This window comes from Extensimonas soli (assembly GCF_029211265.1).
GTDB lineage: Bacteria > Pseudomonadota > Gammaproteobacteria > Burkholderiales > Burkholderiaceae_C > Extensimonas > Extensimonas soli.
The window spans coordinates 183720-203331 of record NZ_JARGEL010000028.1; the positions used below are offsets into that span (position 1 = coordinate 183720).

Here is a 19612-nt window from a genome sequence, read left to right on the forward strand (position 1 = left end):
CGCGGCCGAACGCAGAATATTAGAGCCTGCTCAGAGTCTTAGCCACGCTGACAACGCGGACAGAAATAACTGCTGCGCTGGCCTTGCTGGAGCCAGCGAATCGGCGTACCGCACACCCGACACGGCGCGTCTGCACGGCCATAGACCTGTGTCGCATGTTGAAAATGCCCGGCCGCCCCTGCCGCATTGGAAAAATTGCGCAAGGTGGTGCCGCCCAGCGCAATGGCCTGCGCCAGCACCTCGCGGATCGCCGCATGGAGCTTGCGCACGCGTGCGGGCCCCAGCCGCATGGCGGGCGTGGTGGGCCGTATCCCCGCCAGGAACAAAGCCTCGTTCGCATAGATATTGCCTACGCCCACGACCAGCCGCCCCGCGAGCAAGACCTGTTTGATCGGCGCCCGGCTCTTTTTGAGTCCGGCGGCGAATTGCTCCACGGTAAAGGCATCGGATAGAGGCTCCACACCGAGGCCCCCAAGCAGCTTTTGCGCCACGGAGTCTTGCTCGCTCGGCGCATACACCACCGCCCCAAAGCGCCGTGGATCGTGCAGGCGCAAAACGCCCTGCGAGGTCACGAGATCGAAGTGGTCGTGGCTTCCTGGCGGCGGCAGGCCCGCGGCAAAACGCAGACTGCCCGACATGCCCAGATGCAGGAGCAAAAGCCCCTGCTCCAGGTCGACGAGCAGGTACTTGCCACGCCGGCGCACCCCCAGCACCCGCAAGCCCACGAGCGCCTGCGGCGCGCACCCGAGCGGCCAGCGCAGGGGCTTGCCCAGCCACAGCCCTTGCACTTGTGCGCCGACGATGGCATCGGCAAAACTGCGGCGCGTGGCCTCGACTTCGGGCAACTCAGGCATGCGGGGACATTCGGATTCAGTGGGATTCAGCGGGATGCTTCGATTATTATGGCCCGATGATTCGATCCCTTCGCTTGCGCACCACCGCCTTCGCCGCAGCCTTTGCGCTGGCTGCTTTTGCGGGTTTGACCCACCCTGCCCATGCGGCCGCGGAAAAGCACGACAAGCGCGTCGCTGCGCCCAGCGCCTCCGACGCAGAGGCGGCGCTGGACGCCGAGCTTTTTTACGAAATCTTTCTGGGCGAATTGAACCTGCGCACCGGCGACCCGGGTGCCGCGTACGCGCTCATGCTCGAAGCCGCGCGCCGCAGCGGCGACGAGCAGCTCTACCGCCGCGCAGCCGACATCGCCCTGCAGGCGCGCTCAGGCGACTATGCGCTCCAGGCCGTGCAGGCCTGGAAGGAGGCACACCCCGACTCGCGCGAGGCCAACCGCTACCTGCTACAAATTCTGGTAGCACTCAACCGCATCGAAGAAACCCCGCAACTGCTACGTCAGGAACTCGCACAGGCTGCGGCACACGACAAAACAGCGCTGCTCACGATGGTGCCGCAGCTTTACGCGCGTGCCAGCGACAAAACCCTGGCCGCGCAGGTGGTGGAGCAGGCACTCGCAGACGTGCTCGCCGAACCTGCTTTTGCGCCGGCCGCCTGGGTGACGGTGGGGCGCATGCGGCTCGCCGCCAAGGACAGCGCCGGTGCGCTCGAGGCCGCACAACGCGCGCAAGCGCTCGCCCCTGCGAACGACGGCGCCATGCTGCTCGCACTGGAGTTGCTCGAATCCGGGGAAACCCAGGCGCAGGCCTTGGTCAACCGCTATCTGGCCGGCCAGCCCAAACCCGAATTGCGCATGGCCTACGCCGGGGTGCTGCTGAATTTACAGCGCAATGCGGAAGCGGAAAAAGAGTTGCAGGCCGTGACCCGCGCCAAGCCGGACTTTCCCGACACCTGGCTGCTGCTCGCGGCGCTGCAACTGCAAAGAAACCAGCTGAGCGACGCCGAAAAATCTTTGCAGCGCTTTCTGGAACTCGTCCCTGGCGCCGACGTCGACCCCCAGACCCGGCAGCGCGGCCTGACCCAGGCTTATTTGATGCAGGCGCAAATTGCCGAGAAAAAGCACGACTACGCTGCCGCGGAGTCCTGGCTCAAACGCATAGACAACGCGGATGAGATGTTCAGCGTGCAGCGCCAGCGTGCCTCCGTGCTCGCACACCAGGGCAAGATCGAGCAGGCGCGCGCACTCCTGCGCAACCTGCCCGGCGCGACGCCGCAGGCCGCGCGCCTGAAGCTGCAAGCCGAGGTGCAGCTGTTGCAAGAGCTGCGCATGTACCGCGAAGCCTTCGAGGTGCAAAGCCAACTGGTGGCGCAAAACCCGCAGGACGACGACCTCGTCTATGACCAGGCCGTGCTCGCCGAAAAGGCCGGCAACCCGGAGCTCATGGAAAAGCTCCTGCGCGACCTCATCGCGCGCCGTCCCAACTACTTTCATGCCTACAACGCGCTCGGCTATTCGCTCGCCGATAGAGGCGTGCAGCTCGAAGAGGCCAAGCACTTGGTCAACAAGGCGCTCGAATTTGCGCCTGGTGACCCCTACATCACCGACAGCCTGGGCTGGGTGGAATTCCGCCTCGGCCACCATGCCGAGGCGGTGCGCCTGCTCGAGTCGGCCTACAAAACCCGCCCCGACGCGGAAATCGCCGCGCACCTCGGCGAAGTCCTCTGGAGCATGGGCGAGCACCACCGAGCCTTGAGCATCTGGAAGGAAGGGCGGCGCCTGAACCCCGACAATGAAACTTTGCAATCGACCCTCAAGCGCCTGGGTGTGCGCCTCTGAGGCGGCGTGAACCGCCTCCTGCGCCCCATAAGCCTCCCATCCGCCAACCATGCTCCCCCCAGCCAGCCAGCGCGCACACCTGCCTGGGCGCATTGCCCCAGCGCGCGTGGGAGTGTGGGCGCTTTGCCTGGGTCTGCTGCTCGCCTTCGCAGGCTGCGCGCAGCCGCCTCGCGCCAGCGCACCGGCAGGAGCCTCCTCCGTGTGGACCGGGCGTCTGGCGCTGCAGGTGCAAGGCGACGAAGCGCAGTCTTTTTCCGCGCTGTTCGAGTTGCGCGGCTCACCCGCGCAAGGTGAGCTCGTGCTTTCCAGCCCGCTTGGCAGCACCCTCGCCGTGCTGCGCTGGCAGCCTGGCGAAGCCGCACTGCAAACGGGCCAGCAAACGCGGCAGGCCGCATCGCTAGATGCCTTGCTGCAAGACGCCGCCGGCAGCCGCATTCCCGTGGCGGCCCTGTTCGACTGGCTGCAAGGCATCAACACGCCAGTGGCGGGCTGGCAGGTCGATCTCTCGTCCCTGCCCGAGGGCCGTGTGCTCGCGCAGCGCAGCGACCCTCCCCCGCCCGCAACGCTGCGCATCGCGCTCACGCGCTAAGGCTCTCAGCTGCCCTGCCCCATGCAAGCCCTGTACGACGTACCCGCCCCGGCCAAGCTCAACCTCTTTTTGCACGTCACGGGCCGCCGGGCCGATGGCTACCACTTGCTGCAATCCGTTTTCATGCTGATCGACTGGTGCGACACGCTGCATTTCGAGCGCCGCACCGACGGCCGCATCGCGCGCACCGACCTTGGCGAACCGCTGCCCGCGCTCGACCTCAGCGTGCGCGCTGCGCAGGCCCTGCAGGCTGCCACGGGCTGCGACGCAGGCGTGCAGATCTGCGTGTTCAAGCGCATCCCCGCCCAGGCCGGCATGGGCGGCGGCTCCTCGGATGCCGCCACCACGCTGCTGGCGCTCAACCGGCTGTGGGACCTGCGCCTGCCGCGCGCGGCGCTCGAGCGCATTGGGCTGGCGCTGGGCGCGGACGTGCCGTTTTTCCTGCGTGGACACAATGCCTGGGTCGAGGGCATAGGCGAACAGATCACACCGCTCGCGCCCACGGTGCAATTGCCCGCGGCCCGCTTCGTGGTGGTCAAACCCACGGCGGGGCTGGACACGCGCGAAATTTTTTCCTCGCCAGGCCTTCAACGAAACTCCGAAGCTGCTACAATCTTGGGCTTTGCTGCAGCACCCTACAGCTACGGTCGCAATGACCTGCAACCGGTTGCCCAGGTACTGTGTCCCGAGATAAACCAAGCCATTGCATGGCTACAATCGCGGGGCTTGCAGGCCAGGATGACAGGCTCTGGCAGTGCGGTGTTTGCGCAATGGGCCCATACGCCAGACCCTGACGACGTCTTTGTGGACGTCGCCCAGACCCCAAAAGGGTGGCAGGTCAAAGTATGTAAAAATCTGATGCTCCATCCACTGGTGGACTGGGCGTCCGATGAAAGTTTGCGGTGAGCTGCCTTCGGCAGTTGACCTGTGTAGGGGAGTCGCCAAGTTGGTCAAGGCACCGGATTTTGATTCCGGCATGCGAGGGTTCGAGTCCTTCCTCCCCTGCCAAATCTTCTAAAACCTGTAGAGCACACGCAACCATGTCGGATCCGCTTGTGGCAACGGGCTTCGCGCTGCAAGAGCGCCCAGCGTTGCACCCGTTGTGATCTGCGCGCGGGCCCTCTCACTGATTGCTGGGACGCACATGCAAGCCAATCAACCCGATTTCATGGTTTTCACGGGCAATGCCAACCCCGGCTTGGCCGCTGAAATCGTCCACCACCTGGGCACGCGCCTGGGCGCAGCCGATGTGGGACGCTTTTCCGACGGCGAGGTGGCCGTCGAAGTCAAGCAGAACGTGCGTGCGCGCGACGTCTTCGTGGTGCAGTCCACCTGCGCGCCCACGAACGAAAACCTCATGGAGCTGCTGGTCATGGTCGATGCGCTCAAGCGCGCCTCGGCCGAGCGCATCAGCGCCGTGATCCCCTATTTTGGCTATGCGCGCCAGGATCGCCGTCCGCGCTCCTCGCGCGTGCCGATTTCGGCCAAAGTGGTCGCCAACATGCTGCAGGCCGTGGGCGTGGCGCGCGTGCTCACCATGGACCTGCACGCCGACCAGATTCAGGGGTTTTTCGACATCCCGGTGGACAACATCTACGCCTCGCCGGTGCTGCTGCGCGACTTGCGCCAGAAAAACTACGACGACCTCATCGTCGTTTCTCCTGATGTGGGTGGCGTGGTGCGCGCGCGCGCGCTCGCCAAGCAGCTCAACTGCGACCTCGCCATCATCGACAAGCGCCGGCCCAAGGCCAACGTGTCCGAAGTCATGCACGTGATCGGCGAGATCGACGGGCGCAACTGCGTCATCATGGACGACATGATCGACACGGCTGGCACGCTGGTCAAGGCCGCCGAAGTGCTCAAAGAGCGCGGCGCCAAAAACGTCTACGCCTACTGCACGCACCCGATCTTTTCGGGCCCGGCCATAGAGCGCCTCAGCCAGGGGCGGGCGCTCGACGAGGTCGTGGTCACCAACACCATTCCCTTGAGCGATGCGGCCAAGGAGTGTTCCAAGATTCGCCAACTCTCCGTCGCGCAGCTGATCGCCGAGACGATCCAGCGCATCGCCACGGGCGAGTCGGTCATGAGTTTGTTCTCCGACCAGGAAAATCTTTTCTGATTTTCTCTGCCTGTCCGCTTCATCGGTCAGGCAGATGCGAGAACGGCACGCAAGCCTGCAATGCTGCAGGTTTTTCAGCAACGGGGTGAGGCTGGTCGCGGCCCACCCATTTTTCAGGAGTCAGTCATGCAATTCGTCGCTTTCGAGCGCAGCAAGCAAGGTACGGGTGCGAGCCGCCGCCTGCGCAACACGGGCAAGACACCCGGCATCGTCTATGGCGGTTCGGCCGAGCCGCAAATGATCGAGCTCGACCACAATGCCCTGTGGCACGCGCTCAAAAAAGAAGCCTTCCATTCGAGCGTGCTCGACATGGAGCTCAACGGCCAGACCAGCAAGGTGCTGCTGCGCGACGTGCAATACCACCCTTTCAAGCAACTGGTGCTGCACATCGACTTCCAGCGCATCGATGAAAAGACCAAACTGCACATGAAGGTGCCGCTGCACTTCAGCGGAGCCGAAGAATCGCCCGCCGTGAAGGTAGACAAGTGCATGGTCACGCCCATCGTGACCGAACTCGAAGTCACTTGCATGCCCGCGGACCTGCCAGAATTCATCGCCGTCGATCTTTCCACGCTGCAAAAAGGCGCTTCCTTGCATCTGCAACACGTCAAGCTGCCCAAGGGCGTGACGGCCGTGGTGCGCGGCAGCGACCGCAATCCGGTGCTGGTGTCGGTGGTGGCGCCCGCAGCCGAAATCGAGACCCCGGCCGAGGCTGCACCTGCTGCCGAAGCCAAGGGCAAAGGCAAGGGCAAGAAGTAATCGCTTCCCGGCTTCGCCAGCGCCAGCCTTCAGGCTGTCGTCAGACGGAAAACGGCCCACCGCTGCGTGGGCCGTCGTCGTTTTTGTCCCGATAATCTTTGCATGATCAAACTCTTCGTCGGCTTGGGCAACCCCGGCCCGGAATACGAGAGCACACGCCACAACGCGGGCTTTTGGTGGCTGGACGCGGCGGCGCAGGCGCTGGGGGTGCAACTGGTGCCGGAGCGCAGCTACCACGGGCTCGTCGCGCGCACCAACATCCAGGGGCGCAGCGTGTGGCTGCTCGAGCCGCAGACCTTCATGAACCTCTCGGGCAAGTCGGTGGCTGCGCTCGCGCGCTTTTACAAGATCGCGCCCGAGGAAGTCCTCGTCGCGCACGACGAACTCGACCTGCCCGCGGGCCAGGTCAAGCTCAAACGCGGGGGCGGCCACGCCGGCCACAATGGTTTGCGCGACATCCATGCGCAGCTGGGCGCGTCCGACTACTGGCGCCTGCGCATAGGCATAGGGCATCCGGGCGTGAAAGCGGAGGTGATCCACTGGGTGCTGCAAAAGCCCTCGCCCGAACAACGCCGGCTGATCGAAGCCGCCATCGCACACAGTTTGCAGGCCTTGCCCGCGCTACTGCATGGCGACATGGCAAAGGCCACGCTGCTCATCCACACCACCGCTGCGCCACGCCCCAAACCCCAGCGGCCCAAGCCAGGCCCCTCGGCAGCGCCCGAGGCGGACACTTGAAATTTCTATTTTGATAGCAATAAGCGCTTGTCCATCAAGCGCTAGAGGACAAAAACATCCTCAGTTTTCGAGCTTGATCGCGCGCAGACGCAGGTATTTTTGCCACAAGGCTTCGCGGCTTTCGACGTGCGCGGGGTTCACGGGGATGCAGGACACGGGGCAAAGCAGCGCGCACTGCGGCTCGTCGAAGTGGCCCACGCATTCGGTGCAGCGCGCCGGGTCGATCACGTAAACCTCGGGCCCGAGCGAGATCGCCTCGTTCGGGCACTCGGGCTCGCAGACGTCGCAGTTGATGCACTCGTGCGTGATCATCAGCGCCATGGTCGTCCTCGTAAGGTTCAGCTGCTCGCAAGCCGCACGGCGAGCCCCAGAAACACCAGCCCCGCGACGCGGTTGAGCGCCGTGCGTGCGCGCGCCGAGCGCTGCAGCAAGGCGCCGAACGCGCCCGAGAAGCACGCGATGGCGCCAAACACCAGCAAAGTGGCGAGCATGAAGACCAGACCCAGCACCATGGTCTGTGCGGCCACGCTGCCGCGCGCCGGATCGGTGAACTGCGGCAAAAAGGCCAGAAAGAACATCAGCACCTTGGGATTGGTGAGGTTCATGAGCATGCCGCGACCGACCATGCGCACGAGACCAGGCACGGCGGCCGACTCGGCCTGCGGCGCCGCGGCCGGGTCTTGCCCGCCGCGCGCTGCATCGCCTGCATCGGCCGCATCCTGCGTCACCCCTTGCGCCGCGCCAGTAGGCACGCGCAGCGCCTGCCAGGCGAGCCAGGCAAGGTAGGCCGCGCCGCAGAATTTGAGCACCGTAAAGGCCGTGGGCGAGGCCGCGAACAGCGCCGCCAGCCCCAGCGCCACGGCCGCCGTGTGCACCACCAGCCCCAGGCACAAACCCAGCACCACCGCCATGCCCGCGCGCCAGCCGCGCTGCGCGGATTGCAGCAGCACGAACAGGTTGTCAGGGCCCGGCGTGAGTGCGAGCAGTACGGCCACGCCGAAAAACGTGCTCAAAGTATGCAGGCTGGGCATGGCAGGCAGGAAAAGAAGATGAAGGGATCGCTTGCCCGTGAGCTCTCAGGCGCGCCCGATGATGGACGCCGTGGCCATGAGCTCCTCGAGCAGCGCGAGCGCCACCTTGCCCGACATCGCGTACGGGTCGAGCTCGGGCTTTTCGGAGTATTTGAGCAGGATGGAGTGGTTGATTTTGGCGAGGTTTGCCTGCCCCATGGTCCAGCCACCGAAGCGGCGCTCGCAGATTTCCTCGTAGGCCAGCAGTTCGACCTGGCGGTGGCGCGCATCGTGCAGGATGTGGCTGTAGAGCCTGTTGACCGCAGCGCGGCCGCCCTCTATGGCCTGCAGGAAAATGCCGCCGCCATAGCACAGGATGCCCGTGATGCCGCTCGCGGGGTTGTGGCTGCGCGATTCGGCAAGAATGGCCTCGATCGCGTCGGGGGAAGGATCGACCGCGCGGCTCGCATACACCAGGCGCACCAGCATGTTCAGCTCCGGCCAGGGATGAGCGAAAGGAATTCACGGCGCAGGTTCGCGTCCTTGAGGAACACGCCGCGCATGACGGAGTTGAGCATCTTGCTGTCCGGCTCGCGCACGCCGCGCCAGGACATGCAAAAGTGGCTGGCCTCCATGACGATGGCCAGGCCGTCGGGCTGGGTTTTTTCGATGATGAGGTCGGCGAGCTGCACCACGGCCTCTTCCTGGATTTGCGGGCGGCCCATGACCCAATCGACCAGGCGCGCGTATTTCGACAGGCCGATCACGTTGGTGTGTTCGTTGGGCAGGATGCCGATCCAGATTTTGCCGATCACCGGGCACAGGTGGTGGCTGCAGGCGCTGCGCACGGTGAGCGGGCCGACGATCATGAGCTCGTTGAGGTGCTCGGCGTTGGGAAATTCGGTGAGCGCTGGTTGCGACGCGTAGCGGCCCTTGAACACCTCATTGAGGTACATTTTGGCGACGCGGCGCGCGGTATCGCGCGTGTTGTGATCGCCGTCGGTGTCTATGACCAGGCTGTCTAGCACACCCTGCATCTTGAGTTCGACTTCATCGAGCAGTTTTTCGAGCTCGCCGGGTTCGATGAATTCGGCGATGTTGTCGTTGGCATGAAAGCGCTTGCGCGCGGCAAGGAGGCGCTCGCGGATCTTGACGGAAACAGGCGTGCCTTCGTCTTCGGTCATAGGCGGTGGCGTCATGGTGGCGGCAAGGGGTCTGAGCATGACAGGGATGTTAACAGCGATCGCAACCCCCTGATTACAAGGGTTTTTGAGCGCTCACGCATACGTAGAAAGCGCAAGCAGCTACTTAAATGATAGCTACCGAGGTCAATAGCGCTTGCCCGTGACCCAGAGCGCCAGACGCATCAGGCCGTAGGCGAGCCAGTCGAGCACGCGCTCGCGCAAGGGCCTTTGCAGGTAGCGCGCCGGATCGACCCGCTGCCCCGCGTGCTCCATGGCGTGCACGAGGCGCGCGCGCAACGCGCACGCAAACGCGCCGTCCTCCACCACCACGTTGGCCTCGCGCGCGAGCAGCAGGCTCAAGGGCTCGAGGTTGGACGAGCCCACCGTGGCCCAGGGCTTTTCGCCCTGCGCGTCGATCACGGCCACCTTGGCGTGCAAAAAGCTGGGCGCGTATTCGTGCATCTCCACGCCGGCTTCGAACAGCACGCCATAGACAGGCTTGGCCGCGTGGTACTGCATGAAGTATTCGTAACGCCCTTGCAGCAGCAGACGCACGCGCACGCCGCGCCGCGCTGCAAGCACGAGTGCGCGGCGCAGCTTGTGTCCGGGGATGAAGTAGGCGTTGGCAATGATGATCTCCTGCCGCGCCGCAGCGATCGCGCGCAGGTAGGCTTTTTCGATGTGGCCGCGGAAGCGCAGGTTGTCGCGCAGCACCAGCGCAGCGCGCACGCCGGGCGCATCACGCTGCAAGCGCGCAGCGTGCCGCGTCGCACTGGCCGCGCGCAACGCACGCACGGCCTCGGGCAGGTCGCGCCGGCGCAGGTCGCGCACGGCCTCGATGCGCCACCAGAGCTGCTCCATCGCCTCGCTTGCCTGCGCCACCAGGCTGCCCGCGACTTCCACGGCAAAGTCCAGCCGCGGCGCGGCGAGCGGCCCGTGGTTGGGGTCATGAAAATCGTCGAGGATGTTGATGCCGCCGCAAAACAGCAGCCAGCCATCGACCACGCAGAGCTTGCGGTGCAGGCGCCGCCAATGGCGCGGCGAGAGCAGGCCAAACCATCCGGGCGGCGCATAGACGCGCCACTGCACGCCAGCCTCCTTGAAGCGGCGCGCCCACTCTTGCGGCAGGCGGCCCGTGCCTAAGCCGTCAACCACCACGTGCGTGCGCACGCCGCGGCGCGCAGCGCGTTCGAGCGCCTCGGCCACCGCCACGGCAGCGCCCGTGAAGTCGAAGATGTAGGTTTCGAGCTGGATGTCCGACAGCGCCGCGTCCATGGCCCGCACCAGCGCCGGAAACAGCTCCTGCGCACCTTGCAACAGACGCAAGTGGTGGTCTTTTGCAAAAGTGGCCGCGGGCGCCATGGCTGCTCAGGGCGGATCGAGCCGGAATTCAGCGATCAGCGGCAGGTGGTCGGACATGCGCCACCACACGCGCCCGCGCGGCACGAGCAGGCCCAGCGGCTGCAGGCCGCGCGCGTAGATGTGATCGAGCTGCACCAGCGGCAGGCGCGCGGGGTAGGTATAGGCGCGCGGCGCGTCGAGCTCCATCAGGCCAAACTCCGCGAGCATGTGCCTGGTCTGCACGCCCCAGTCGTTGAAATCCCCCGCCACCACCAGCGGATCGCCCGCAGGCACCTCGCGCGTGATGAATTCCTGCAATTGCTGCGTCTGGCGGATGCGGCTGCCCGGAATCAGACCCAGGTGCACCACGATGCCGTGCAGGCGACGCCCATGCACCTCCACCTCGACGTGCAAGAGCCCGCGCTGCTCGAAGCGGTGGTCGGAAATGTCCTGATGCTGATGCCCCAGCACGGGCCAGCGCGAAAGCAGCGCATTGCCATGTTCGCCGTGGCGCGTGATGGCGTTGGTGCGGTACACCGCGTGGTAGCCCTCGGGCGCGAGAAAATCGGCCTGCGGCAATTCGGGCCAGTGCGGAAAATGCTGCGCATAGCGCCGGTGAAGTTTGCGCACTTCCTGCAAAAAGACGAGGTCGGCGTCGAGCTGCTGCACCGCCTGCCCGAGGTTGTGGATTTCGAGCCGCCGCGCCGGCCCCAGGCCCTGCACACCCTTGTGGATGTTGTAAGTGGCGACGCGCAGGATGCGGCCGCTGTCGTGGCTGTGTTTGTGCATCGATGGCCGTGGTTTCAGGGTTTTTGTCTCAAAAAAAGGAGCTGCCTGTGCTTGTCCATTAAGCGCTGGTGGTCGATTTGACGATTGGATTTTCGCTATCGACAAAGTAGCACTCACGAAGGCTGCACGGCAACGCGCGGCAGCAGCAGGATCGCTTCGGCGTTCGACGGCGAAAAGCAGCGCTCGGCGGCCTCGCGCCAAGGCAACCATGCAAATGCGGTGTGCTCGCGCGGATTCAATACCACCGGCGTGCCTGCGGGCACCTGCAGGCTGAAGAGGTGCTCGGTGTTGCGCCACACACCGGGCGCGTAGCGGTGCTGCCATTGCGGATAGATCGCATAGACATTCTCGAGCTGCCAGTCGCGCAGCACGCCGCCGGGCGCAAGCGCATCGATGCCTGTCTCTTCACGCACCTCGCGCACAGCGGTGTCGTGGAAGCTCTCGTGCGGGTGGTCTTTGCTGCCGGTCACCGACTGCCAGAACAGCTCGGCGTCGGCACGCCGGATCAAGAGCACCTCGAGTGCCGGCGTGTGGATCACCACGAGCACGGACTCGGGGATTTTGTGAGGGCGGGGATCAGACACCGGAGATCACGGCATCCAGCGCCGCAACGATATCGCTTGCGTAAGCGCTGAGAGAACCCAGCGCCGCCCCCAGATCGCGCACCAGAAACGACGCCACCTGTGGCGCCAGTAGGTATAGGCGTTCTCCCTCGAAATCCACCGCTGGGCACAAATTGCGCGGAATGTCACCTGGAACGAGGGCGTGCCTGACCAGTGGCATCAGCAAGCGCGTGGGCAAAGCCTCGAGCAGGTCACTTTGGATGTTGACCATGTAGGGCATCGCATCGCGCTGCCGCTGACTGGGGTTGCGATGCACGTCGAACTGCGCCATGCGACTTCACCAGGGTCGGAATTCTTCGCCGAAGACGCCGCCCTTTTCTACCAGGGCATGCTGCGCGGCAATCCACTCTTTATAAGTTTCATTGAACTCCTGGCGCCGCTGCGCCAGCGATTTGGGTGGTGCCGCGGCCTTGAGCGCCTCGAACTGCTCGGCCGAGAGAATGACCGAATCGACGCGCCCGCCCTTTTCCACGAACACGGGCGCGCGCTTGGCCTGGGCGCAAATCTGCCCAAAGCGGTTCTTGGCTTCGGTGGCGGTGACGTGCATAGCGATCTCCAGCGGGTGAATGGCCATTTTAGCCAATCATCCTGAATCTCCCTGCACCCATCAAACCACGATCAGGCGACCTTGGGCGCCTCGACGCTGCGCAGGCGGATGTGCAGCTCGCGCAGCTGTTTTTCATCGACGGGCGAAGGCGCGTGGGTCAGCAGGCACTGGGCGCGCTGGGTCTTGGGGAAGGCAATCACGTCGCGGATCGACTCGGCGCCCGTCATCAGCGTGATCATGCGGTCGAGCCCGAAGGCCAGGCCGCCGTGCGGCGGCGCGCCGTACTGCAGCGCGTCGAGCAGGAAGCCGAACTTGAGCTGCGCTTCTTCCGGCGAGATCTTGAGCGCGTCGAACACTTTTTGCTGCACGTCGGCGCGGTGGATACGCACCGAGCCGCCGCCGAGCTCCCAGCCGTTGAGCACCATGTCGTAGGCCTTGGAGAGGCATTTTTCGGGCGCGCTCACCATCCAGTCCTCGTGCCCGTCCTTGGGCGCCGTGAACGGGTGGTGCACGGCATTCCAGCGCTGCTCGTCCTCGTCGAACTCGAACATCGGAAAGTCCACCACCCACAGCGGCGCCCAACGGTCTTCGAACAGGCCGTTCGTCTTGCCGAACTCGCTGTGGCCGATCTTGATGCGCAGCGCGCCGATGGCGTCGTTGACCACCTTTTCCTTGTCGGCGCCGAAGAAAATCAGGTCACCGTCTTGCGCCCCGCTGCGCGCGAGGATGGCTTCGAGCGCCGCATCATGAAGGTTCTTGACGATGGGCGACTGCAGGCCGTCGCGCCCCTTGGCGACTTCGTTGACCTTGATCCAGGCCAGGCCCTTGGCACCGTAAATCTTGACGAATTCGGTGTAGCCGTCGATCTCGCTGCGGCTGATTTCGGCGCCGCCGGGCACGCGCAAGGCTACCACGCGGCCGCCGGCCATGTTCGCCGCGGCGCTGAAGACCTTGAAATCAACCTCTTTCATCACGTCGGTGAGCTCGGTGAACTCGAGCTGCACGCGCAGATCGGGCTTGTCCGAGCCAAAGCGCCGCGCCGCCTCCTGGTAGCTCATGACCGGGAAGCTCCCCAGGTCTATGCCCAGCGTGTTCTGGAACACGCTGCGCACCATGTGCTCGAACAGCGCGCGGATGTCCTGCTCGTCCATGAACGAGGTTTCGATGTCGATCTGCGTGAATTCGGGCTGGCGGTCGGCGCGCAAGTCTTCGTCGCGAAAGCACTTGGTGATCTGGTAATACCGGTCGAAGCCCGCGACCATCAGCAACTGCTTGAAGAGCTGCGGCGACTGCGGCAGCGCGAAGAACATGCCCGGATGCACGCGGCTGGGCACGAGGTAGTCGCGCGCGCCTTCGGGCGTGCTCTTGGTGAGCATGGGCGTTTCGATGTCGACGAAGCCGTTGGTGTCGAGGAACTTGCGCACCTCCATCGCGACGCGGTAGCGCAGCATCAGGTTGTGCTGCATGTAGGGGCGGCGCAGGTCGAGCACGCGGTGCGTGAGGCGCGTGGTCTCGGAGAGGTTTTCCTCGTCGAGCTGAAACGGCGGCGTGACCGAGGGGTTGAGCACCTTGAGCTCATGGCACAGCACCTCGATCTGGCCGCTCTTGAGCTTGTCGTTCGTGGTGCCGGTCGGACGCGCGCGCACCAGGCCCGTGATCTGCACGCAATACTCGTTGCGCACCTCTTCGGCGGTATGGAACATCTCGGCGCGATCGGGGTCGCACACCACCTGCACCGCGCCTTCGCGGTCGCGCAGGTCGATGAAGATCACGCCGCCATGGTCACGGCGGCGGTTCACCCAGCCGCACAGGGTAACGGTTTGGCCCAGCAGGGCTTCGGTCACGAGACCGCAATAATGGGAACGCATGGCCATGGCAAAACTTCCGGCGCCGCTGCGGGCGCGTCAACAGATAAAAATGAAGAAAAAGAATCGGTGGGCGCGCTGAAAAGGCGAACTCAGACGCTCAATGGGCAGCGTCCCGTGCAGTATCAATGTCGGCAGGCGGCGCGACCACGCCCATGGAGATGATGTATTTGAGCGCTGCATCGACGCTCATGTCGAGCTCTATGCACTCGCTCTTGCGCACCATCACGAAGTAGCCGCCCGTGGGGTTGGGCGTGGTGGGCACATAGACGCTCACATACTCGTCGCGCAGGTAGGCCGCGACCTCGCCGCTGGGCGCTCCGGTGATGAAAGCCAGCGTCCACACACCTTCGCGCGGCCACTGCACCAGCGCCGCGGTGCGAAAGGCATTGCCGCTTTCGGAAAACACCGTGTCCGACACCTGCTTGACGCTCGAATAAATGGAGCGCACCACGGGGATGCGGCTCACGATGGCGTCGCCCCACTGCACCAGCTTGCGCCCGGCAAAGTTGCTTGCCGCGGCGCCGACGATCAGCAAAATCAGCAGCGTGAGCAACACGCCAAAGCCCGGAATGTGCAGACCAATCAGCCGGTCGGGCTGCCAGGCTTCGGGCAGGATCAGCAGGGTCTGGTCGAGCGTGCCCACGATCCAGTGCAGCACGGCCAGCGTGATCGCGCCCGGCACGATCACCAGCAGGCCGGTCAAAAACCATTTGCGCAAGGCAGCCATGCGCGGGTCTTCAGGCTTGCGGCGCCGCCGCAGCAGGCGTGGTGCCCGCGGCGCAGCCTGCGCAGGGAGCCGCGGCAGCAGCACCATCCTTGCCAGATTCGGCAGCCGCACAGGCCGCACCCTCTGCCGCGGATTCACTCGCCGGCGCAGATTTGCCCGCGCCCTTGCCGCTGTCACGGAAGTCGGTCGCGTACCAGCCCGAGCCCTTGAGCTGGAAACCCGCTGCCGTCACCTGCTTGGTGAACGTGGCCGCGCCGCAGGCCGGGCAGACCGAAAGCGGCGCATCGGAGATTTTTTGCAGCACATCCTTGGCATGGCCACAAGTGCCGCATTTGTAGGCGTAGATAGGCATAGTGTTGGAGGAAGTGAAATGCAAAGCCCTCAATTATAGGCGGGGGTGTTTTTTGCAATATCCATGCACCGCCTGCCCATGCAATGCCTGCCGCCGCCGCGCGGTTCAAAACAACCGCATCCGCACCAGCCACTGCATCAGCAGCAAGCCCAGCACGAAACCAAGTCCGCCATAAATCAGGCTTTGCAACAGACGATTCGTGCGCTTTTGCGCTTCGAGCAGTTCGCGCACCAAGGGCGTGGGCTCGGTGCGGCGCTGGCGCAGGTATTGATGCAGCAGCAGCGGCAGCTCGGGCAGCATCTGCGCGTAGTGCGGTGCCTGCGCGCGCAGCTCGCGCCACAGGCGCTGCGGGCCCATCTGCTCGAGCATCCATTTTTCGAGGAAGGGCTTGGCCGTGCTCCACAAGTCGAGGTCGGGGTCGAGCTGGCGCCCCAGGCCTTCGATGTTGAGCAGGGTTTTTTGCAGCAGCACGAGCTGCGGCTGGATTTCGACATTGAAGCGCCGCGAGGTCTGGAACAGGCGCATGAGCACCATGCCGAGCGAGATTTCCTTGAGCGGGCGGTCGAAGTACGGCTCGCACACGGTGCGGATCGCCGCCTCGAGCTCGTTCACGCGCGTTTCGGGCGGCACCCAGCCGCTTTCGATGTGCAGCTCGGCCACGCGCTTGTAGTCGCGCCGGAAAAAGGCCGTGAAGTTTTGCGCGAGGTATTCCTTGTCGAACTCGGTGAGCGTGCCGACGATGCCGAAGTCGAGCGAAATGTAGCGCCCGAAGCTCGTCGGATCGAGGCTGACCTGGATGTTGCCGGGGTGCATGTCGGCGTGGAAAAAGCCGTCGCGGAACACCTGGGTAAAAAAGATCGTCACGCCGTCGCGCGCCAATTTGGGAATGTCCACGCCCGCCACGCGCAGGCGCTCGACCTGGCTGATGGGCACGCCGTCCATGCGCTGCATCACCATCACCTCGGGGTGGCAGTAGTCCCAGAAAATCTCCGGGATCAGCACCAGGTCCAGCCCCGCCATGTTGCGCCGCAGCTGGGCGGCATTGGCGGCCTCGCGCACGAGGTCGAGCTCGTCGTGCAGGTAGTTGTCGAATTCGGCCACCACCTCGCGCGGCTTGAGGCGCCGGCCGTCGGCCGACAGGCGCTCGACCCAGCTTGCCATCATGCGCATGAGGCTCAGGTCTTTTTCGATCACAGGCAGCATGCCGGGGCGCAGCACCTTCACGGCCACTTCGCGCTGCTGACCCGTGCGGTCGCGCAGCGTGGCAAAGTGCACCTGCGCGATCGACGCGCTGGCCACGGGCACGCGCTCGAAATGCTCGAACACCTCGGCGATGGGGCGGCGAAAGGCGCGCTCTATGGTCGCCACGGCGATGTCGGCCGCGAACGGCGGCACGCGATCCTGCAAGAGCGCGAGTTCGTCGGCGATGTCAGGCGGCAGCAGGTCGCGCCGCGTCGAAAGCACCTGGCCGAACTTGACGAAGATCGGCCCCAATTGTTCGAGCGCTTCGCGCAGGCGCTGGCCGCGCGGCTTGTGCAGGCGCCGCCCCAGCGTCAGCGCTCGCGCGAGCCAGCGCAGCCCGGGCTTTTGCAGGCCATCGAGCAATAGCTGGTCGAGGCCATTGCGCCACACCACCCTGACGATGGTCGCACCGCGCGCCCAATGTTTCATGGGTTGGTGAGCGAAGAAGCGGCTGCAGGCGCGCTGCGCGCCGCGGCGAACTGCCGCAGCGCCTGCGCGGCGCGGCGCGCGACATCGCCCACGACGTGCGCGGGCGCGTCGCCAATGAGATGCGCGAGGTCGTCCTCCAAATCCCAGCGCACGTGATCGACGAGCCAGTTGATTTCGGCCGCGAGCTGCACGTCGCCTTCGATGCGCAGCGGTGGCTTGTCGCCGCGCAGCGCCGTTTGCGCGAGCGCGAGCGGCGAAGTCTCGGTGACTTCCAGATGCAGATCGGGCTCGGCCTGCGCGGACGCGAGGTCGAGCAGGCCCGCGGGCGTGACGCCGAGCGCGAGCACATACGCACGCCAGCGCAGCTGCGCCACGCGCCCGCGCTGGCGCACGAGGCGCTCCATGGCCTCGGGCTCCTGCATCAGCACGTGGTTGAGCAGCAGCACCACACGGTGCTGCACCTCATGCACCAGCCACTGCGGCGCCTGCGGGCCGGCGGCGAAACGCTCGAACAGGCCGTCGAGCAAAGAGAAAGGGGAAGGTATTGCCATGGCTGGCGATTATGGCCGCGCTGCAGCGCAGGAACGCCGCAGCAAGCAAATGGCGGCAAGCATCACTGCAGCGCCTGCACCCCCGCGACCAGCCAACCGCTCGCGCCCGACTTGGGCTTGGTCATGTTCCAGACTTCGCGGAACGGGCTGGGGCCGGCCGAGGGCTCTTCGCGGATCATGCCCGAGAACTCCACGCTGGCCATGTAGCCGTCGCCCAGGTCTTCGATGCCCAGCAACTGCGCCTCGAGCATGAGCACGTCGGTCTGGTTGGGTTGGCTGGACTGGCTGGACTGGCTGGACTGGCTGTTGCGGTGTGCCTCGCGCTCGGCGAGCTGGGCGCGGATTTCGGCAAGCATTTCGTCGGTCATCATGGAGCGCAGCGTGGCGATGTCGGCGCGATCCCAGGCGGCCTGCAGGGTGGTGAAGTTGCGCTTGGCCGCGGTCAGAAAGCCCGCCACGTCGAAGCCTTCGGGAATGCCCCAGTTCTGCGAACCGGAAAGCGCCGAACCTATGACCACGCCCGAGGCTTGCGCAGCCTGGGACGTATTCGCTGCTTCGAAAGCCGTGCCACTACGCTCCCAGGGGCGCGCCGAGGCGTCGTTGCCGACCTTGGCGGGGTTGTATTGCGCAGGCGCCTGCGCGGCGGCGGGCGAGCCCGCGCCCTGCAAAGCCCAGCGCGACGAATTTGCCGCCGGGCGCGAACGCAGGAACATGCGCAGCACGAAGAAGGCCACGAGCACGAGCAGCGCGATCAGCAGAAACTGCCCCATCCCGGCCCCGAGCCCGAGCGAATGCGCGAGCCAGGCGAGGCCAAGACCCGCCGCGAGGCCGCCAAGCATCGCGCCCCAGGGCTTCTTGGGGGCGGCGGATGCGGGGTTGGGCGCGGTGTTCGGCGCGGCATTGGGCGCCGCTGCTGGCTTGGCGGGCGTGGCCTGTCCGGGGCTTTGCGGCGCGGCGTAGCGCTGCGTCACGTTGCTCGACTGTTTGCCCGTCGAACGCCCGCCGCCCAGGCGCGCGGCATCGGCGTTGGCATGTGCGGCAACCAGGGCCAGCACCAGAATCCAGGACCATCGTTTCATGTTCGTCGTCTCCAAAGGTTGCTTCATAACAGCAATAAATCGCTCAGCACTTGATTGCAACATGCAAAGCCACGATGCCGCCCGTGAGGTTGTGATAGTCCACATGGCCAAAGCCATTTTGTTGCATCAGGGCTTTGAGCTCCTCCTGCCCCGGGTGCATGCGGATGGACTCGGCCAGGTAGCGGTAACTCGCCTCGTCGCCTGCCACCCACTTGCCCAGGCGCGGCAGCACCTGGAACGAATACCAGTCGTAGAGCTTTTCGAGCGGCTGCGCCACCTTGGAAAACTCCAGCACCAGCAGCTTGCCGCGCGGCTTGAGCACGCGGCACATCTCGGCCAGGGCACGTTCTTTGTGCGTCATGTTGCGCAGGCCGAAGGCGACGCTCACGAGGTCGAACTGCGCGTCGGCAAAGGGCAGCTGCTCGGCGTCGCAGACCAGCGTGGGCAGCACCACGCCGGCGTCGAGCAGGCGGTCGCGCCCGGTGCGCAGCATGGCTTCATTGATGTCGGTGTGCACCACGCGGCCCGTGGGCCCCACTTTTTTGGCAAACGCCAGCGCCAGGTCGCCCGTGCCGCCCGCGATGTCGAGCACCTGCTGGCCGGGGCGCGGGTTGGCCACCATCACGGTGTAGGCCTTCCAGGCGCGGTGCAGGCCCGCGGACATGAGGTCGTTCATGAGGTCGTAGCGCGGCGCGACCGCGTCGAACACACCGCGCACGCGGCGCGCCTTTTCGTGCTCCTCGACCGATTCGAATCCAAAATGGGTAGTGCTCATGGGGCGGGCATGTTAGGCGCTCTGCTGCGCCGCGTACAGCGACAACCCTGCATTGGCGCAGGGCATAGCGACAATTCGTTGCAAAAATGGGGCTTGGCGCGAATGGCACTTACTTTAGCCGAGCGCCCGCTGCTGGCGCTGGCAATGCAATGATTCTGAGAAGGAAGCTGACGGCCGGGCAAACTGTTGGTACGACCCCAACAG

23 protein-coding genes and 1 tRNA gene are annotated in these 19612 nt (G+C 65.2%); 7 read left to right on the forward strand and 17 right to left on the reverse strand.

Translation table 11 applies throughout. The features are described 5' to 3' along the window. Positions 1-38: 38 nt before the first annotated feature. Positions 39-854 carry a bifunctional DNA-formamidopyrimidine glycosylase/DNA-(apurinic or apyrimidinic site) lyase gene (mutM, locus tag PYV55_RS13685; protein WP_275852201.1) on the reverse strand — a complete coding sequence of 272 codons (816 nt, stop codon included), beginning with the start codon at positions 852-854 and terminating at the stop codon, positions 39-41. A gap of 56 nt (positions 855-910) precedes the next feature. Between mutM and PYV55_RS13690 the strand changes: the two genes are divergently transcribed. From PYV55_RS13690 to pth, 7 genes are all read left to right on the forward strand, one after another. After that, positions 911-2686, forward strand: coding sequence for a tetratricopeptide repeat protein (locus PYV55_RS13690; protein WP_275852203.1), 1776 nt, complete (start codon positions 911-913; stop codon positions 2684-2686). A gap of 49 nt (positions 2687-2735) precedes the next feature. Next, a complete protein-coding gene (locus tag PYV55_RS13695) occupies positions 2736-3275 on the forward strand; it encodes an outer membrane lipoprotein LolB (protein WP_275852206.1) in 540 nt (179 codons plus the stop codon). 21 nt (positions 3276-3296) lie between these two features. Continuing rightward, a complete protein-coding gene (ispE, locus tag PYV55_RS13700; RefSeq protein WP_275852208.1) occupies positions 3297-4181 on the forward strand; it encodes a 4-(cytidine 5'-diphospho)-2-C-methyl-D-erythritol kinase in 885 nt (294 codons plus the stop codon). A 25-nt stretch (positions 4182-4206) separates the two neighbouring features. Further along, positions 4207-4283: transfer RNA gene (locus tag PYV55_RS13705), tRNA-Gln, on the forward strand. A 136-nt stretch (positions 4284-4419) separates the two neighbouring features. Then, a complete protein-coding gene (locus PYV55_RS13710) occupies positions 4420-5394 on the forward strand; it encodes a ribose-phosphate pyrophosphokinase (protein WP_275852211.1) in 975 nt (324 codons plus the stop codon). Positions 5395-5520: 126 nt separating this feature from the next. Then, positions 5521-6153: a 50S ribosomal protein L25/general stress protein Ctc gene (locus PYV55_RS13715; protein ID WP_275852212.1), complete on the forward strand. Its 633-nt coding sequence runs from the start codon at positions 5521-5523 to the stop codon at positions 6151-6153. A gap of 102 nt (positions 6154-6255) precedes the next feature. Next, positions 6256-6891, forward strand: coding sequence for an aminoacyl-tRNA hydrolase (gene pth / locus PYV55_RS13720; RefSeq protein ID WP_275852214.1), 636 nt, complete (start codon positions 6256-6258; stop codon positions 6889-6891). A 60-nt stretch (positions 6892-6951) separates the two neighbouring features. Here the strand turns inward: pth and PYV55_RS13725 are convergent, their stop codons facing one another. From PYV55_RS13725 to ubiE, 16 genes are all read right to left on the reverse strand, one after another. Continuing rightward, positions 6952-7212, reverse strand: a complete 261-nt coding sequence (locus PYV55_RS13725; protein WP_275852216.1) for a YfhL family 4Fe-4S dicluster ferredoxin — start codon at positions 7210-7212, stop codon at positions 6952-6954. A gap of 17 nt (positions 7213-7229) precedes the next feature. After that, positions 7230-7922 (reverse strand): LysE family translocator, encoded by a 693-nt coding sequence (locus tag PYV55_RS13730; protein ID WP_275852218.1) that lies wholly within the window; start codon positions 7920-7922, stop codon positions 7230-7232. A 45-nt stretch (positions 7923-7967) separates the two neighbouring features. Beyond that, the gene (locus PYV55_RS13735) at positions 7968-8390 is read right to left on the reverse strand and encodes a BLUF domain-containing protein (protein WP_275852220.1); all 423 of its coding nucleotides are present in this window, start codon (positions 8388-8390) and stop codon (positions 7968-7970) included. Between the two features lie 2 nt (positions 8391-8392). Next, positions 8393-9100 carry a GTP cyclohydrolase I gene (folE, locus tag PYV55_RS13740; protein ID WP_275852223.1) on the reverse strand — a complete coding sequence of 236 codons (708 nt, stop codon included), beginning with the start codon at positions 9098-9100 and terminating at the stop codon, positions 8393-8395. A gap of 129 nt (positions 9101-9229) precedes the next feature. Then, positions 9230-10447, reverse strand: coding sequence for a cardiolipin synthase ClsB (clsB, locus tag PYV55_RS13745; protein WP_275852225.1), 1218 nt, complete (start codon positions 10445-10447; stop codon positions 9230-9232). A gap of 6 nt (positions 10448-10453) precedes the next feature. Next, entirely contained in the window at positions 10454-11215 is a 762-nt protein-coding gene (locus PYV55_RS13750) for an endonuclease/exonuclease/phosphatase family protein (protein ID WP_275852227.1), read from the reverse strand. A gap of 113 nt (positions 11216-11328) precedes the next feature. After that, positions 11329-11799, reverse strand: coding sequence for a dihydroneopterin triphosphate diphosphatase (gene nudB / locus PYV55_RS13755; RefSeq protein WP_275852230.1), 471 nt, complete (start codon positions 11797-11799; stop codon positions 11329-11331). Beyond that, positions 11792-12109 (reverse strand): CcdB family protein, encoded by a 318-nt coding sequence (locus PYV55_RS13760; RefSeq protein WP_275852232.1) that lies wholly within the window; start codon positions 12107-12109, stop codon positions 11792-11794. The genes nudB and PYV55_RS13760 overlap by 8 nt, the downstream gene beginning before the upstream one ends. A 6-nt stretch (positions 12110-12115) precedes the next feature. Further along, entirely contained in the window at positions 12116-12385 is a 270-nt protein-coding gene (locus tag PYV55_RS13765; protein ID WP_275852234.1) for a type II toxin-antitoxin system Phd/YefM family antitoxin, read from the reverse strand. Between the two features lie 71 nt (positions 12386-12456). Beyond that, on the reverse strand, positions 12457-14259 hold the full coding sequence (aspS, locus tag PYV55_RS13770; RefSeq protein WP_275852237.1) for an aspartate--tRNA ligase: 1803 nt from the start codon (positions 14257-14259) through the stop codon (positions 12457-12459). A gap of 91 nt (positions 14260-14350) precedes the next feature. Then, positions 14351-14980, reverse strand: a complete 630-nt coding sequence (locus tag PYV55_RS13775) for a DUF502 domain-containing protein (protein ID WP_275852240.1) — start codon at positions 14978-14980, stop codon at positions 14351-14353. 10 nt (positions 14981-14990) lie between these two features. After that, positions 14991-15332: an FmdB family zinc ribbon protein gene (locus tag PYV55_RS13780; protein WP_275852243.1), complete on the reverse strand. Its 342-nt coding sequence runs from the start codon at positions 15330-15332 to the stop codon at positions 14991-14993. Between the two features lie 105 nt (positions 15333-15437). Then, on the reverse strand, positions 15438-17003 hold the full coding sequence (gene ubiB, locus PYV55_RS13785) for a ubiquinone biosynthesis regulatory protein kinase UbiB (RefSeq protein ID WP_275852246.1): 1566 nt from the start codon (positions 17001-17003) through the stop codon (positions 15438-15440). Further along, complete coding sequence (locus PYV55_RS13790) at positions 17000-17554, reverse strand: hypothetical protein (protein ID WP_275852248.1); 555 nt, start codon at positions 17552-17554, stop codon at positions 17000-17002. Before PYV55_RS13790 ends, ubiB begins: the two co-directional genes overlap by 4 nt. Before the next feature lie 62 nt (positions 17555-17616). Then, positions 17617-18633, reverse strand: a complete 1017-nt coding sequence (locus PYV55_RS13795) for a Tim44 domain-containing protein (protein ID WP_275852250.1) — start codon at positions 18631-18633, stop codon at positions 17617-17619. Positions 18634-18676: 43 nt separating this feature from the next. After that, positions 18677-19408, reverse strand: a complete 732-nt coding sequence (gene ubiE / locus PYV55_RS13800; protein WP_275852253.1) for a bifunctional demethylmenaquinone methyltransferase/2-methoxy-6-polyprenyl-1,4-benzoquinol methylase UbiE — start codon at positions 19406-19408, stop codon at positions 18677-18679. Between the last annotated feature and the right edge of the window lie 204 nt (positions 19409-19612).